The sequence below is a fragment of the Citrobacter sp. RHBSTW-00029 genome (genome assembly GCF_014104295.1).
Classification (GTDB): Bacteria; Pseudomonadota; Gammaproteobacteria; order Enterobacterales; family Enterobacteriaceae; genus Citrobacter; species Citrobacter youngae.
The window spans coordinates 66674-82756 of record NZ_JABXRT010000002.1; the positions used below are offsets into that span (position 1 = coordinate 66674).

Here is a 16083-nt window from a genome sequence, read left to right on the forward strand (position 1 = left end):
TGTGCCCGGTATCGCTAATGCTTACCGGGCCTACGTTTTTATCCCACCTGCACTGACAACATACTCAGGCTACCCATCTCAATCCCATCAACAGGAATCGTCACCGGCTCTTTGCCATCCCACGCGCCGAGGACATACAGCAGCGGCAGATAGTGATCCGCCGTTGGGTTCGACAGCGATCCGCCTTCATGATCCATATAGTTAACCAGCGGGTGCTGTTCAACCGGTCCCTGCCATGTCAGGTTGGCTTTAACATAATCGTTAAATGAGGTCGCCCACGGGTATGGTGTATTCTCACCATGCCAGCGTGCTGTACGCAGGTTATGCACTACGTTGCCACTGGCCACCAGCATAATGCCTTCATCGCGCAACGCTGCCAGCTTACGGCCCATTTCAAAATGCCACGCCGCAGGTTTGGTGCTATCGACACTCAACTGCACCATCGGGATATCTGCGTTCGGGTACATCTTGATTAGCACACCCCATGAACCGTGGTCAAAACCCCACGCTTCTTTGTCTAAGGCGACGGGCACAGGAGCAAGCAAGTCAACCAGATGCTGTGCCAGGTCTGGCGAGCCCGGGGCCGGATAATGCGTGTCATACAGTGCCTGCGGGAAACCACCAAAATCGTGGATAGTTTTAGGTGCTTCCATCGCGGTTACGCCAGTACCGCGTGTAAACCAGTGTGCCGATACCACAACAATCGCTTTCGGGCGCGGCAACGTTTCCCCCAGTTGCTGCCAGGCACGGGTATAAACGTTATCTTCCAGAACATTCATTGGGCTGCCGTGTCCCAAAAACAATGCTGGCATACGAGTTGAAGACATGATGATATCCTTACTGAGGGAGTCATTTTGATATCACCACAATACGCTTTTTCGGTTGATGAAGAACTCAGATAACCATGATGAAGATCATCAGTTATTTTGACGATCCGCCCCGAACAGCAGATTGATAAGGAGTTTTATTTGTCGATGTCAGTACCTTTACTTCTGACCTTACTGGCAGGCGCCGCCACATTTATCGGTGCATTTCTCGGCGTGCTGGGACAAAAACCCTCTAACCGCGTTCTCGCGTTTTCTCTGGGTTTTGCCGCAGGTATCATGTTGCTGATCTCCCTGATGGAAATGTTGCCAGCCGCACTGGCAGCAGAGGGAATGTCGCCGGTGCTGGGTTACGGGATGTTTATCGTTGGTTTGCTGGGCTACTTTGGCCTGGATCGTTTGCTGCCGCACGCTCACCCTCAGGATTTAGTCCAAAAAACCACACAACCGTTACCCGGTTCCATTAAGCGTACTGCGATTTTATTAACTCTGGGTATCAGCCTGCACAACTTCCCGGAAGGGATTGCAACTTTTGTTACCGCCAGCAGCAACCTCGAACTGGGCTTTGGTATCGCGCTTGCCGTCGCATTACACAATATTCCTGAAGGATTAGCCGTTGCAGGTCCGGTCTATGCAGCCACGGGCTCCAAACGTACCGCTATATTCTGGGCCGGGATCTCGGGAATGGCGGAAATATTAGGTGGGGTACTGGCATGGTTAATTCTGGGCAGTTTGATTTCGCCCGTGGTGATGGCGGCAATTATGGCCGCGGTCGCCGGAATTATGGTGGCGCTGTCAGTCGATGAATTGATGCCACTGGCAAAAGAGATCGACCCAAATAATAATCCCAGCTATGGGGTCCTGTGCGGAATGTCGGTGATGGGGTTAAGCCTCGTCATCCTCCAGTCCATGGGAATCGGATAATCCAGAGGGCGGATGCCACCCTGCTCATTTACAGCATCCGCTCATCCATAGCAGAACGTGAAGGACTATTCCTGTTCCTTAATCACGCTGTTATCTTCACCAGAACGACGGAAGAGTTTGTTTCGCGCCTCGAGCAATGCGTCTCTGTCTTGCCGGAATGCCCGGCAATAACGCTTCATATGGCAATAATAACCCAATGCAACGAATGCAATTAATACGATCCAATACCAGGCAATAAACATTCTTTTACCCTTAACATTTAACATCATTAAACATTTAACGTTAAAATTTTACACAAGCTTATTCTGACATACTCCTATAGTGGCATATTCCAGAAACAAATATATGATTTCGATCATATAAATCAGCGGCTAAGCCAATAGTCAAACTCGCTATAGAAAATAAAACAATGTCGACAAGATCACACTACGCAATAATAAATATTGTTCTCAGAATATCTCACTCATACTATCGGAAATAATAAAAAATAATTTCTGCAAATAATACATTTTATCAATATTAATATATTCACCATAATAGTTGAATCAGTAACGCCATTTTATATTTTATCGACACCATGAAAACATAATATATTCAGCATAATTATATTTATAGGTAATATAAGGAGATATATCCATGTTTAGACAATATCGAAAAACGCTTCTCGCAGGCACTCTGGCACTGACGTTTGGATTAACGGTAGGAAACTCTTTTGCCGCGGGTTTTCAACCCGCCCAACCCGCAGGAAAACTGGGCGCAATAGTCGTTGATCCTTATGGAAACGCCCCGCTTACCGCGTTAGTGGAATTAGACAGCCACGTTATCTCAGATGTTAAAGTCACCGTTCATGGCAAAGGCGAGAAAGGAGTTCCTGTTACTTATACTGTTGGCAAAGAATCGTTAGCAACCTATGACGGCGTGCCTATTTTTGGTCTTTATCAAAAGTTTGCTAATAAGGTCACCGTTGAATATAAAGAAAATGGCAAAGCCATGAAGGATGATTATGTGGTGCAAACGTCCGCCATCGTTAATCACTACATGGATAACCGTTCAATTTCCGATTTACAGCAAACGAAAGTGATTAAGGTAGCGCCTGGTTTTGAAGACCGTCTCTATCTGGTGAATACCCATACCTTCACTGCACAAGGGGCGGAATTCCACTGGCATGGTGAAAAAGATAAAAATGCCGGCATCCTGGATGCGGGTCCTGCGGGCGGGGCATTACCCTTTGACATTGCCCCCTTCACCTTTATCGTCGATACGGAAGGTGAATATCGTTGGTGGCTGGATCAAGATACCTTCTACGATGGCCATGACATGGATATCAATAAGCGCGGTTACTTGATGGGTATCCGGGAAACGCCGCGCGGCACCTTCACAGCCGTTCAGGGTCAGCATTGGTACGAATTCGATATGATGGGGCAGATTCTGGCCGATCATAAGCTACCGCGCGGATTCCTTGACGCATCGCATGAATCGATCGAAACAATCAACGACACCGTGCTGCTTCGCGTGGGCAAACGCGATTATCGCAAAGAAGATGGCATCCATGTGCAAACCATCCGTGATCAGATAATTGAAGTAGACAAGTCCGGCCGTGTGGTTGACGTGTGGGATCTGACAAAAATACTCGATCCGATGCGTGATGCGCTTCTGGGTGCACTGGACGCAGGCGCGGTATGCGTCAACGTTGACCTCGCTCATGCCGGTCAACAGGCGAAACTGGAGCCAGATACACCTTACGGTGACGCCCTCGGGGTGGGTGCAGGTCGTAACTGGGCGCACGTTAACTCCATTGCCTATGATGCCAAAGATGACTCCATTATTATCTCTTCCCGCCATCAGGGCGTCGTTAAAATCGGTCGCGATAAACAGGTGAAATGGATCCTCGCTCCGTCGAAAGGCTGGAATAAGGCGCTGGCAAGCAAGCTGTTAAAACCGGTTGATGGTAAAGGCAACGCGCTAAAATGTGACGAAAACGGCAAGTGCGAAAACACCGATTTCGATTTTACTTATACACAGCACACCGCATGGCTCTCGAGCAAAGGGACATTAACCATCTTTGACAACGGCGATGGTCGTGGGCTCGAACAACCAGCATTGCCGACGATGAAATATTCCCGTTTCGTCGAATATAAAATTGACGAGAAAAAAGGTACCGTTCAGCAAATCTGGGAATACGGCAAAGAACGCGGTTACGACTTCTATAGTCCCATCACCTCGGTTATCGAATATCAGAAAGACCGTGACACCATGTTTGGCTTTGGTGGTTCAATTAATTTATTTGACGTTGGGCAACCAACCATTGGCAAAATTAATGAAATTGACTACAAGACCAAAGAAGTCAAAGTTGAGATTGATGTCCTTTCAGATAAGCCAAACCAAACTCACTACCGTGCATTACTGGTCCGCCCACAACACATATTTAAATAATCGCGTTAGATTAAGGATTAATTATGTCATCTAAATGGATTACTTCATTATTTAAAAGCGTGATATTAACTGCAGCGCTTGCCACGTCGTTTGCCGCCTCCGCTTTTACAGAAGGCACTGATTATATGGTTTTAGAGAAACCGATTCCGAATGCTGATAAAACGTTAATCAAAGTATTTAGCTACGCCTGTCCGTTCTGTTACAAATATGATAAAGCCGTGACTGGCCCGGTTTCTGAAAAAGTGGCCGATCTCGTCACCTTCACACCATTTCATCTGGAAACCAAAGGGGAATATGGTAAACAGGCCAGTGAAGTTTTTGCAGTAATGATTGCTAAAGATCAGGCCGCAGGGATTTCATTATTTGATGCCAAATCGCAGTTCAAAAAAGCGAAATTCGCTTATTACGCTGCTTACCACGACAAGAAAGAGCGCTGGTCAGATGGTAAAGATCCGGCCGCATTCATTAAAACAGGTCTGGATGCTGCAGGCATGAGCCAGACAGATTTTGACGCCGCGCTGCAAGATCCCACCGTTCAGCAAACGCTGGAGAAATGGAAAGCGGCATACGACGTCGCCAAAATTCAGGGGGTTCCGGCTTACGTCGTTAATGGTAAATACCTGATCTACACCAAAAGTATCAAATCCATTGACTCCATGGCTGAGCTTGTCAGAGAGCTGGCGACAAAATAAACAGGGACCAGGCTATGGCTTTCATAAAAGGATTTTGGCGGGACTTACGTACCACGCCGGTTGATACGCTGGTGAGATGGCAGGAACGGCGCTTTCTGTGGCTACTGATGGCGTGCGCGATGGGCGGGTTAATAATACTGGCGCACTCATTCTTTCAAATCTATCTCTATATGGCTCCCTGCGAGCAGTGTGTCTACATTCGCTTCGCCATGTTTGTGATGGTTTTCAGTGGATTGATCGCGGCAATAAATCCCAAAAATGTTGCTCTGAAGCTTATTGGCTGCATCGCGGCATTTTATGGCAGCATCATGGGCATTAAGTTCTCCATCAAACTTAACGGCATTCATTATGCTGTACATAACCCGGATCCGGACTCGCTGTTTGGCGTCCAGGGATGTTCCACCGATCCGATATTCCCTTTCAATTTGCCGCTGGCAAACTGGGCTCCGGAGTGGTTTAAGCCCACAGGAGATTGCGGCTATGACGCCCCCGTGGTTCCCGATGGCGTAGCGCTCAGCAGTACGCAAAAGTGGTTTATCGATCTATACCAACAGTCTGAAGGCTGGTATCTGCTCCCGCCGTGGCATTTTATGAACATGGCACAGGCCTGTTTGCTGGCCTTTGGTTTATGTTTACTACTGCTGGTGATAATGAGTGGAGCCTGGGCTTTAAAACTGACCAGAACCAAATAATTGGAGCAAGAAACAAAAAAACCGAAGCCAGGAAGACGGCTTCGGTTTTTTATGCTTACCACAACTAACGTGGTAATAGTCTATTAGCTGGCTTTGCGCTCGTGCGCCTGACGATAAGCCACTAAATCTTCGATAGTGACTACAGCCATATTGTGCTTGCCGGCAAACTCAATGCACTGTGGCGCACGCGCCATAGTACCATCATCATTAGTCAATTCGCACAGCACACCAGCCGGTTTAAAACCAGCCAGCGTCACCAGATCGATGGTGGCTTCGGTGTGGCCACCGCGAGTTAACACACCGCCAGCCTGAGCACGCAGCGGGAAAACGTGACCCGGGCGATTCAGATCGGAAGGTTTAGCGCCATCTTTAATCGCCGCGCGAACTGTAGTGACACGGTCTGCTGCGGAAACACCGGTAGTCACACCTTCTGCAGCTTCAATGGTCACGGTAAAACCCGTACCATAAGCGCTGGTGTTATTTTCCACCATCATCGGCAGATCGAGCTGTTTGCGTCGGTCTTCAGTGATGCACAGGCAAACAATACCGCTACCGTGACGGATGGTCAGCGCCATCTGTTCAACGGTCATGGTTTCTGCCGGGAAAATCATATCACCTTCGTTTTCACGGTCTTCATCGTCAAGCACCATCACACCGCGTCCTTCACGCAGTGCAGCAAGCGCATGTTCAACACGTTCGAAAGGCGTACCAAAAGAGGAAAGTAGCGTCTGATTCATGGTAAAAAAAACCTCACTAAATTTATGGTTACCAGAATCAGGGCAGTCTTAGGAGTGCCGTCAAAGCGGCAAAAAAATAACGTGAGCGGGTCCATGCCCGACTGGATCGTTACTCTCTCCCATCCGGACTCTAACCGTCGGCCCCGGAATTACACCGGATCTGCTGACCTTTTCGCATTCACGAAAAGCGCTCGCGGGCTTTCAACATCAGTTGATTTACCGCCGGTGGGGAATTTCGCCCCGCCCTGAGAATAAGCGAGTTAACTATAACGCTATTGATTACCTTCATCAACGCCTTTGCTCGTCTTAGCTTCACACAATTCTGGTTTATGCCTGTGCCAGTTCGCACTACAATATGCAGCAACACGTACCAGTTCAGGGAAACCACAATGATTGACCCGAAAAAAATTGAGCAGATTGCTCGTCAGGTTCATGAGTCGATGCCGAAAGGGATCCGCGAGTTTGGCGAAGACGTCGAGAAGAAAATTCGTCAAACGCTTCAGTCACAGCTGACCCGTCTGGATCTGGTAAGCCGTGAAGAGTTTGATGTACAGACTCAGGTTTTGCTGCGTACTCGTGAGAAGCTGGCGCTGCTTGAGCAACGCCTGACTGAGCTGGAATCGCGTGAAACAACGGCAGAAGTTAAGCCTGCCCCGGCGATCCCATCAGTCGATCCGCAAGAGTAAAAACGACAACGGGCCGCAAGGCCCGTTTCTCTGTTAGTGTTCCAGTTCCAGCTTCCTGGCCTCCGTCGCCTGCTGGCAGTAAAGTGCATAGCGTTTGCAAAACCAGCTACGGTGTTCTTCATCCATATTCCCAGTTATCGCCTGGATATCAACGGGATGGCCCTCAGCCTGCATCCTGGCAAAACTTCGGGCCAGGAAATCGAAATTATTCATTGAATACATACTGCTGTTCATGAGCATACCCTCCAGTTATTGAATATCTGCTAAGGCCATATGCTTTTTCTGATTTCAGTATTTCCCTGGATGCGAAGATATTCTGCACATATTGTGCGCAAAAAAACCTTCAGCTTCACAGTTTCCTACGAAATCTAAGAGGGGGATGAGCCTCTTTTCGGATTCAAGACCAGGAGGACGCATGTTATTGTAACGTCATGTAAAAGTAAGAGGTGAAACCATTACTTTTGACACTATCAGGGAACGCGGTCGCAGGAGGAAGAAAGTTGGTTTTATTCACGGATTATAACGGACCCTACCTGTTTGCTATTTCATTTGTCCTGCTGATTGGCTTACTGGAAGTCATCTCTCTTGTTTTCGGGCACTTCCTTTCGGGCGCACTGGATGCGCATCTCGATCACTACGATGCCCTGACTTCAGGCAATATTGGACAAGCGCTGCACTATTTGAATATCGGACGTATTCCCGCACTGATCGTGCTGTGCTTACTCGCTGGCTTCTTTGGACTCTTCGGCATCCTTCTTCAACATGGTTCGGTCACACTGTGGCAAGCTCCGCTCAGCAACCTGCTGCTTGCTCCGGTGAGTTTTATTCTTGCCGTCTTCGCCGTGCATTACAGCGGAAAAATCATTGCTCCCTGGCTGCCACGGGATGAAACCACCGCTCTCGCAGAAGATGAGTTTATCGGCAGCATGGCGATTATTACCGGACATTCCGCAAGTGCCGGAACCCCATGCGAAGGGAAATTTACCGATAAGTTCGGGCAGACCCACTATGTGCTACTAGAGCCTGAAGCAGGCAAAGAATTCAAAAAAGGAGACAAGGTGCTGATTATCTGCCGACTCTCCGCAACGCGTTACCTGGCCGAGCTAAACCCCTGGCCAAATGTTTTGTAATTTTTACTTTAAGGGAATAACACAATGGATGATGTTTTTGGCATGTTACCTTCATGGATGTTTACCGCTATTGTGGCGGTGGTCGTCTTATTAATTATCGGGATTATCTTTGCCCGCCTGTATCGCCGCGCGTCAGCTGAACAGGCGTTTGTACGTACCGGACTTGGCGGGCAAAAGGTGGTGATGAGCGGTGGCGCAATTGTCATGCCCATCTTCCACGAAATTATTCCTATCAACATGAACACCCTCAAACTTGAGGTGAGCCGTTCGACTGTCGACAGCCTCATCACTAAAGACCGTATGCGTGTGGATGTCGTCGTCGCCTTTTTCGTGCGTGTAAAACCGTCTGTTGAAGGGATTGCTACCGCCGCACAGACCCTGGGGCAGCGGACGCTGTCACCAGAGGATTTACGTGTGCTAATAGAAGATAAGTTTGTCGATGCCCTGCGTGCCACTGCGTCGCAGATGACCATGCATGAACTGCAGGATACGCGTGAAAACTTCGTTCAGGGCGTACAAAATACCGTCGCGGAAGATCTATCCAAAAACGGCCTGGAACTGGAGAGCGTTTCACTCACCAACTTTAACCAGACCGAAAAAGTCCATTTCAACCCGAATAACGCCTTTGATGCCGAGGGTCTGACCAAGCTGACCCAGGAAACAGAACGCCGTCGCCGCGAACGTAACGAAGTCGAACAGGACGTTGAAGTTGCAGTGCGTGAGAAAAACCGTGATGCGCTGTCGCGCAAGCTGGAGATCGAGCAGCAGGAAGCCTTCATGACGCTCGAGCAGGAGCAGCAGGTGAAAACCCGCACGGCCGAGCAAAACGCCAAAATCGCCGCCTTCGAAGCCGAACGTCATCGTGAAGCTGAACAGACGCGTATCCTTGCCGAACGCCAGATTCAGGAAACAGAAATCGAGCGCGAGCAGGCGGTGCGATCCAGAAAAGTCGAGGCCGAGCGTGAAGTTCGTATCAAAGAGATCGAACAGCAGCAGGCAACGGAGATAGCCAACCAAACCAAGTCCATCGCCATTGCTGCCAAGTCCGAGCAACAGTCTCAGGCTGAAGCGCGAGCTAACGATGCGCTGGCCGAAGCGGTTCGCGCCCAGCAGAACGTAGAAACCACCCGCCAGACCGCGGAAGCGGATCGTGCCAAACAGGTCGCGCTGATCGCCGCGGCGCAGGATGCAGAAACCCAGGCAGTTGAACTGACCGTGCGGGCAAAAGCCGAAAAAGAAGCCGCAGAATTGCAGGCGGCGGCAATTGTTGAACTGGCCGAAGCGACGCGCAAAAAAGGTCTCGCAGAAGCCGAAGCCCAGCGTGCGCTCAACGATGCCATCAACGTGCTTTCCGACGAACAGACCAGCCTGAAATTTAAGCTGGCTCTGCTGCAGTCTCTGCCAGCGGTTATTGAGAAATCCGTTGAGCCAATGAAGTCTATCGATGGGATCAAGATTATCCAGGTTGATGGCCTGAATCGTGGTGGCGCCGTCGGTGAAGTGAATGCAGGTAACGTAAGCGGTGGAAATTTGGCTGAGCAGGCATTATCAGCCGCCCTTGCCTATCGTACACAAGCGCCGCTGATTGACTCGCTGTTAAATGAAATTGGTTTGTCTGGCGGTTCGCTAAATGCGCTTACCACTCAGTTAAACGCCACGACAACAGTCGACGTTAACCATCAGACAACGATAAAAGAAGAATAACGACTTCTGCCCTTATGTCCCCCGTCCCTGGCCCATAAAGCCGGGGATTTTTTATTCTGGCGCGCCGTTTTGCGTGGATGCTCCAGCAATAAAAAACCTGCGGGAGAAAGCCCTTGCGCCTGTCAGGTCGCTCACTAACAATCGCTTGGTCAGCAAGGGGCTGCAACGAGAAAGCCCCTCTCGAAGAAGGGGCTTTAATAAGGAAAGGGTTATGATGAAGCGAGTCATCATACTGGTTGTGCTGTTACTGTTAAGTTTCCACGCTTACTAACAGTCAATCAGAGGGGGGAGAAATCCCCTCTCACCCTTATTCCTGTACTTTAGGTCGAAAAAACAGCAGCGTCAACAGCGGGAAACGCACAGAAACGAAAAGTTTGACCCGTTTCCAGCATTTGTTATTTATCGCTGTCTTTCTGGATCTTCTTGATGATATTGGTCGTCGAACAACCATCTTCGAAGTTCAGCACCAACACTTCTCCGCCGTTGGCCCATACCTCTTTGCTGCCCGCAATATCCTCTGGCTTATAGTCGCCGCCTTTGACCAGCAGATCCGGCAGGATGCCAGCGATCAGACGCTGCGGCGTATCCTCTTCAAAAGAGACCACCCAGTCGACGGATTCCAGCGCGCCCAACACGATCATGCGCTGTTCCAGCGGGTTGACCGGACGCGTTTCGCCTTTCAGACGTTTGGTCGACGCATCGCTGTTTACCGCCACGATCAGGCGATCGCCCAGCTTGCGCGCATTTGCCAGATAGGAGACATGGCCCGCATGCAGGATGTCGAACACGCCGTTAGTCATCACCACTTTCTCACCGCGCTTGCGGGCGCTGGCGACGGCCTGTTTCAGCTCAGATTCGCTCATCACGCCAAAACCAGTATCAGCCCGGCCACGCACGGCGTTTTCCAGTTCAATCGGAGAAACGGTGGAGGTTCCCAGTTTACCGACCACGACACCGGCTGCAGCGTTAGCAAAATAGCACGCCTCTTCCAGCGAATTACCCGCCGCCAGCGTCGCCGCCAGCACACCGATTACCGTATCGCCCGCACCGGTCACGTCATACACTTCCTGCGCCTGCGTCGGCATATGCAGTGGCGATTTGCCCGGTTGCAGCAACGTCATCCCCTGTTCTGAACGGGTAATCAGCAGTGCGGAAAGGTCGAAATCAGCAATCACTTTCATGCCGCGCTCAACCAGTTCATCTTCGCTTTTGCATTTACCGGCGACCGCTTCAAACTCAGACAGGTTCGGCGTTAGCAGCGTTGCGCCGCGGTAACGTTCAAAATCGGTCCCTTTCGGATCGATAAGCACCGGCACGCCAGCCTTACGCGCCAGAGCAATCATTTGCTGCACGCTTGCCAACGCGCCTTTGGCGTAGTCAGAGAGCACCAGAGCGCCGATAGAACCCAGCGCCTGATTAATACGCTCGTGCAGCGGTTGCGGATCTACGCCTTCAAAACCTTCTTCGAAATCCAGGCGAATCAACTGCTGGTTACGGGAAAGTACGCGTAGTTTGGTGATTGTCGGATGCGTCGGCACGGAAACGAAGTCGCATTTTACGTTCACATCCGCCAGCGTTTTGCTCAGCGCACGCGCCGCGTCGTCGATACCAGTCAAACCCACCAGACGAGAATTTGCGCCCAGAGAGGCAATGTTCATCGCCACGTTTGCTGCGCCACCGGGACGTTCTTCGATGGTATCGACCTTCACCACCGGAACCGGCGCTTCAGGTGAAATACGGCTGGTAGGGCCGTACCAGTAGCGATCCAGCATCACATCACCGACAACCATGACTCCTGCACGTTCAAACTCTGGCAGCGTTACTTTCATTCCTGTCTCCTGAGAGATTCTCTGAGGGTCTTAAAATTTGCGCGCGATAATAGCACACTTCACTCGGCAACCAGCCACTTCTGCCAGCTGTCACGCACCAGCGTACGTTCAGCACTGAAGTGTTCAGGCGCTACATGGCCCGGAAGTTCCTGCAACGCAAGATGGTGAAGTTCATCGCGCAGCGTTGTATAAGCGCGGGTAAGCGCCAGCGCTTCCTGCTCATCCATAATGTCGTTTTGCGCCAGTAATTCCAGAATGCGCACATTATCCGACCAGCGCGTCAGCTTCGGTTTTTCATGCGCATAGCGCAACACCAGATACTGCGTAATAAACTCAATGTCTGTGATGCCACCCTCATCCGCTTTAATATCAAAACGATCCCGATGCTTATTGCCCAAATGGGCGCGCATTTTCTCACGCATTTCACGCACGTCGGTCTGCAAGGTTTTCCCATCACGGACGAGGGTCATGATATCGCGACGAATCGCATCAAACTGAGAGGTCAACTGCGGGTCGCCGTATACCACGCGAGCACGCACCAGCGCCTGATGTTCCCACGTCCAGGCTTCGTTACGCTGGTAGTCAGCGAAAGCATCTGTTGAGGTCACCAGCATTCCCGCCGCGCCGGATGGACGCAGCCGCGCATCCACTTCGTACAAAATACCGGACGAGGTGCGGGTGCTGAAAAGGTGCATAATGCGCTGCGACAGACGCAGATAGAACTGTCGCCCGTCAATCTCACGCTCACCGTCCGTCATCACGTCCATCGGACAATCATGCAGGAAGATCAAATCGAGATCCGAACTGTAGCCCAGTTCCCAGCCGCCCAGTTTGCCATAGCCGACGACGGCAAAACCGCGCCCCTCACGTTCACCAAGATGCGTTGGCTGCCCGTAGCGAGCAACCATCTGCGTCCACGCCTGCTGGACTACCGCATCGATAATCGCTTCCGCCAGCCAGGTTAAGTGATCGCTCACTTTCATCACTGGCAGCGTACCGGCAATATCAGCCGCCGCAATTCGCAAAAGCTGCGTTTGTTTAAACTGGCGCAGTGCCTCCAGTTGCTGCTCTTCGTCATCTTCCGGTACGCGCAGCAAATACTGGCGCAGCTCATCGCGGTAGGCATCCGTCGCGGTGGGTTGATACAGGGTGTTCGGATCCAGCAGTTCATCGAGCAACAGCGGATAGCGCGCCAGCTGGCTGGCAATCATCGGCGAGGCGGCACAGAGCGAAATCAGGTGCTTAAGCGCTCCCGGGAATTCACTCAGCAGCTCCAGATAGGTCGTGCGGGTCACAATGCCCACCAGCAGCGGTGTGATGCGCGACAGCGGTATTGAGGCGTCGTCACGCGTACAGACATCGCTCAACAGATGCGGCATTAAATGATCCAGCACCTGACGTCCGCGCGGGCCAATGGTGCGTTTATCCAGCTCTTTGCGGAAATCGGCAATCAGAGACAGCACGCGCCGGCGATCTTCATCCGCCAGATGCGTCAGCACCGGCGTGGTATCATCTTCCTGTAATGCGTCCTGCCACAGTTCGCGCCACTGTTCTGAGAGTGACTCTTCCTGGGTTTCGGCCTCGTCATCGCCAATCAGCTCGTTAAATACCCGGCGTACGTTGTCCATATGATTGGCCAGTACATCGGTTAATTGCTGCCAGTCATCAACGTTCATCCCCCACGCCAGTCGCGCGCGATTCAGTTCATCGCCCGGCAGCGTTTGGGTCTGTTCATCATTGATGCTTTGCAGCAGGTTTTCCAGGCGGCGTAAATAGAGATAGGCTGCGCGCAGTTGTTCCGCGTCGGTATCAGACAGCAGGTGTAATTCATTGATGGCACTGAGCGTGGGTAACAGCGAGCGGGATTGCAGCGACGGCTCCCGCCCACCGCGAATAAGCTGGAATACCTGCACGATAAATTCGATTTCACGAATGCCGCCCGCCCCCAGCTTAATGTTGTCTTTCAGGCCACGACGGCGCACTTCTCGGGCAATCATCCCTTTCATGTTACGCAGAGACTGGATCACGCTAAAATCAATATAGCGGCGGAAGACAAAAGGTCGCAGCATCGCGCGAAGCTCGCTGACGTAAGTACCGTCAGAATCGCCCATAATGCGGGCTTTGACCATCGCATAGCGTTCCCAGTCGCGCCCTTGCTCCTGGTAATAATCCTCCAGCGCAGAGAAGCTCAGCACCAGCGGGCCGCTGTCGCCAAACGGGCGTAAACGCATATCCACCCGATAGACAAACCCATCCATTGTGGGCTGATCCAGCACTTTGATAAGCCGCTGGCCCATACGAGTAAAGAACTGGGCGTTATCCAGCTCGCGGCGCCCACCCTGTGTGCTGCCGTGTTCCGGCCAGGCAAAAATCAGGTCGATATCGGAGGAAAAATTCAGCTCGCCGCCGCCGAGTTTTCCCATACCTAAAATCAGCAGCGGCTGCGCCACACCTTCAGAATTACAGGGCGTACCCCACTCTCGACAGCAGGCGTCATACAACCAGTCGCGTGCGGCGACAATCAGCGTTTCAGCCAGATGGCTTAACTGCTGCAAAATACTCTCTTCCGTCACCAGCGACAGCGTCTGCGCCCAGGCAATACGCACCATGATGCGGCGGCGAAACAGGCGCAGCTCGCGCATCAGCGTGTTTTCATCGCCAACGCCAACCAATGCTTGCTGCAACCACTCGGCATAGTGTTGCCATTCATCCGCCTGAGGTGGCACACTTTCCAGCTCAACCAGCCATTCGGGATGGGCAATCATGCTGTCGCGGACAAAATCACTGAATGTAAGCACTGACTTCGCCTGCACGCTAAGCGAGGACTCAGAGATTGCTGCTGGCAGCCGCTCAACAACGGTCGGCCAGTACTGCTGTAACGGTGAAGAGAGCTGCTTCATGTATGGGACATCCTTTGCGTATTGAGGCTCATGGTATGGCCTCGTAGGCCTGATAAGCGCAGCGCCATCAGGCATCCCGGCCTCAACCCTGATTATCGTTTTCCGCTGTGCAGCCAGAACGGCTCCAGCGCGATCGCCTCGTTGCGGAAGTGTTCAATTTCAATATATTGGTTAGCTATAATGGCGCGACGTAAGCCCTGCCAGTTGGCGATCCATTCCGATGCAACATTTTCGTCGTAGTATCCCGCCAGCATCAGCATGCTATCAATGTTGCGCGTCAGGCGCGGTAGCTGATCGACGTACTTATCGCCCAACGGCTGAGCGAAAGTGGTTTTCAGTTCAGCGGCATGGCGTGAGAGATGCGTATCCGAGAAACGCTTAAAGGAGTCGGCAATTTTGCCCTGCGCCTTCGCATCCAGGAACGGCTGCCACCCTTTGGCCACCAGCCATTCGGTTAACGCCAGTTTGGCCATTGCCGTTTGGGTGCTGTAAACCGCCGAAATAGCAGAAACGTCCGACGCAATGATCGCTTCCGATTGGGTCAGCAACTCACGTAAGTGAGCGCTCGCTTTTCGTGGCACATTACCGCCAAACAACATCAGAATGTGACGCACCAGCCCCATTGCCGCCAGCACCTCGGCTTTCGCCCCTTTGACGCCGCGTACCCACAGCTCTTCATGGTACTGCCACTGTGATAATGCCAGCTCCAGCGCCGCTTCCAGCCCCTGCTCAATGCTCGCCTTCGCCGGAACCTTTAAAATCCGCGTCGGTTTGAGTTCGCGCGGCGCATTCCCCTGAGCCAGATGATAGCCGCGCGCCGCTTTGCTCAAGCTGCCCTGGCGTAAACCGGCCTGCGAAACCAGCTGATTTGCCAGCTTCAGTACCGCCAGGGTATCGCCGCTTAACAGCTCAAGTTCAAGCTCACAGATAGGTTCTGCAAACTCGCCCGCTTTCACTTCCCCCAGATCGAGGGCCATTTCAATACGGCTGCCATCAACATCAACCAACCATTTCTCACGGTAAAAATCGGTGCTGAACAACGGCTGCACTTGAGAAGCAAGTTCAGCGGGCAGCTCGCCATCAGGCCAGACTTCCGTTGGGAACAAGGTGAGATCCAGCTCAGGCGCGTTTAGTGCAACGTTATATTCCGGCCGCTGGTGCAGTCCGCCCGTCACGCGTCCGGCAATTTTCATGGTCATTTCGTAATGACCGTTTTCACCGCGAATACGCAGCCCCATATCGTGACCACGCAACCACGCATCCGGCGTTTCGTAGTAAATATTCAGCAACTGGCTGGGCGCATGATGCTCTCCCCCCAGCGTATTCAGACGTTCACGTAGCGCATCGACAGCGTCACTATTAACGATAAATTTTAATTCGATTTCCTGGGCCATGGTCTTGTACTTATGGGTTATGTCACAGTTGAGAAAACTGACTGCGAACTAAGTTCGTTCTTTATGGTCAGTAGATAGTATTTTGCGCCAAATTGCCATGCAACGAGCAATTTGACGGGCGTAAAAGTTTCGGGTGGT

The 16083-nt window shown here is 51.6% G+C and carries 15 protein-coding genes and 1 riboswitch; of the genes, 8 read left to right on the forward strand and 7 right to left on the reverse strand.

Features of this window, described 5'->3' with window-relative positions; all coding sequences use genetic code 11:
• Nucleotides 1–38: 38 nt before the first annotated feature.
• Nucleotides 39–827: a 4,5-DOPA dioxygenase extradiol gene (gene ygiD / locus HV041_RS23375; RefSeq protein ID WP_121585055.1), complete on the reverse strand. Its 789-nt coding sequence runs from the start codon at nt 825–827 to the stop codon at nt 39–41.
• Nucleotides 828–974: 147 nt separating this feature from the next.
• On the opposite strand from ygiD, the gene zupT reads away from it, so the two are divergent.
• Nucleotides 975–1748 (forward strand): zinc transporter ZupT, encoded by a 774-nt coding sequence (gene zupT / locus HV041_RS23380; RefSeq protein WP_003024600.1) that lies wholly within the window; start codon nt 975–977, stop codon nt 1746–1748.
• Nucleotides 1749–1813: 65 nt separating this feature from the next.
• Here zupT and HV041_RS23385 read toward each other — a convergent pair whose 3' ends face one another.
• The gene (locus HV041_RS23385; protein ID WP_071887388.1) at nt 1814–1990 is read right to left on the reverse strand and encodes a hypothetical protein; all 177 of its coding nucleotides are present in this window, start codon (nt 1988–1990) and stop codon (nt 1814–1816) included.
• Between the two features lie 394 nt (nt 1991–2384).
• Here HV041_RS23385 and HV041_RS23390 point away from each other — a divergent pair, with 394 nt between their 5' ends.
• Genes HV041_RS23390 through dsbI form a run of 3 tightly spaced genes read left to right on the forward strand, consistent with a single transcriptional unit; the run spans nt 2385 to nt 5565 of the window.
• The gene (locus HV041_RS23390; RefSeq protein ID WP_101742471.1) at nt 2385–4181 is read left to right on the forward strand and encodes an aryl-sulfate sulfotransferase; all 1797 of its coding nucleotides are present in this window, start codon (nt 2385–2387) and stop codon (nt 4179–4181) included.
• Between the two features lie 23 nt (nt 4182–4204).
• Nucleotides 4205–4873 carry a thiol:disulfide interchange protein DsbA/DsbL gene (locus HV041_RS23395; RefSeq protein ID WP_061068601.1) on the forward strand — a complete coding sequence of 223 codons (669 nt, stop codon included), beginning with the start codon at nt 4205–4207 and terminating at the stop codon, nt 4871–4873.
• A gap of 14 nt (nt 4874–4887) precedes the next feature.
• Nucleotides 4888–5565, forward strand: coding sequence for a protein-disulfide oxidoreductase DsbI (gene dsbI / locus HV041_RS23400; RefSeq protein ID WP_121585056.1), 678 nt, complete (start codon nt 4888–4890; stop codon nt 5563–5565).
• A gap of 83 nt (nt 5566–5648) precedes the next feature.
• Here the strand turns inward: dsbI and ribB are convergent, their stop codons facing one another.
• Nucleotides 5649–6302, reverse strand: a complete 654-nt coding sequence (gene ribB, locus HV041_RS23405; protein WP_048213246.1) for a 3,4-dihydroxy-2-butanone-4-phosphate synthase — start codon at nt 6300–6302, stop codon at nt 5649–5651.
• A 107-nt stretch (nt 6303–6409) separates the two neighbouring features.
• Nucleotides 6410–6559, reverse strand: a riboswitch (FMN riboswitch).
• Between the two features lie 132 nt (nt 6560–6691).
• Between ribB and ubiK the strand changes: the two genes are divergently transcribed.
• On the forward strand, nt 6692–6988 hold the full coding sequence (gene ubiK, locus HV041_RS23410; RefSeq protein ID WP_048213247.1) for a ubiquinone biosynthesis accessory factor UbiK: 297 nt from the start codon (nt 6692–6694) through the stop codon (nt 6986–6988).
• A gap of 33 nt (nt 6989–7021) precedes the next feature.
• On the opposite strand, the gene glgS is transcribed toward ubiK, so the two are convergent.
• Entirely contained in the window at nt 7022–7228 is a 207-nt protein-coding gene (glgS, locus tag HV041_RS23415) for a cell surface composition regulator GlgS (RefSeq protein WP_086523459.1), read from the reverse strand.
• 260 nt (nt 7229–7488) lie between these two features.
• Between glgS and HV041_RS23420 the strand changes: the two genes are divergently transcribed.
• The 3 genes from HV041_RS23420 (at nt 7489) to HV041_RS24920 (ending at nt 10093) form a co-directional block, all read left to right on the forward strand.
• A complete protein-coding gene (locus tag HV041_RS23420; RefSeq protein WP_048213249.1) occupies nt 7489–8118 on the forward strand; it encodes an OB-fold-containig protein in 630 nt (209 codons plus the stop codon).
• 24 nt (nt 8119–8142) lie between these two features.
• Nucleotides 8143–9822, forward strand: a complete 1680-nt coding sequence (locus HV041_RS23425) for a flotillin family protein (protein ID WP_121585057.1) — start codon at nt 8143–8145, stop codon at nt 9820–9822.
• A gap of 211 nt (nt 9823–10033) precedes the next feature.
• Nucleotides 10034–10093: a type I toxin-antitoxin system Ibs family toxin gene (locus HV041_RS24920; protein WP_137346154.1), complete on the forward strand. Its 60-nt coding sequence runs from the start codon at nt 10034–10036 to the stop codon at nt 10091–10093.
• Nucleotides 10094–10217: 124 nt separating this feature from the next.
• On the opposite strand, the gene hldE is transcribed toward HV041_RS24920, so the two are convergent.
• The 3 genes from hldE to HV041_RS23445 form a co-directional block, all read right to left on the reverse strand.
• Nucleotides 10218–11651, reverse strand: coding sequence for a bifunctional D-glycero-beta-D-manno-heptose-7-phosphate kinase/D-glycero-beta-D-manno-heptose 1-phosphate adenylyltransferase HldE (hldE, locus tag HV041_RS23435; protein ID WP_048213251.1), 1434 nt, complete (start codon nt 11649–11651; stop codon nt 10218–10220).
• A 59-nt stretch (nt 11652–11710) separates the two neighbouring features.
• A complete protein-coding gene (gene glnE / locus HV041_RS23440; RefSeq protein WP_121585058.1) occupies nt 11711–14551 on the reverse strand; it encodes a bifunctional [glutamate--ammonia ligase]-adenylyl-L-tyrosine phosphorylase/[glutamate--ammonia-ligase] adenylyltransferase in 2841 nt (946 codons plus the stop codon).
• A gap of 92 nt (nt 14552–14643) precedes the next feature.
• Entirely contained in the window at nt 14644–15945 is a 1302-nt protein-coding gene (locus HV041_RS23445) for an inorganic triphosphatase (RefSeq protein WP_121585059.1), read from the reverse strand.
• Nucleotides 15946–16083: the final 138 nt, after the last annotated feature.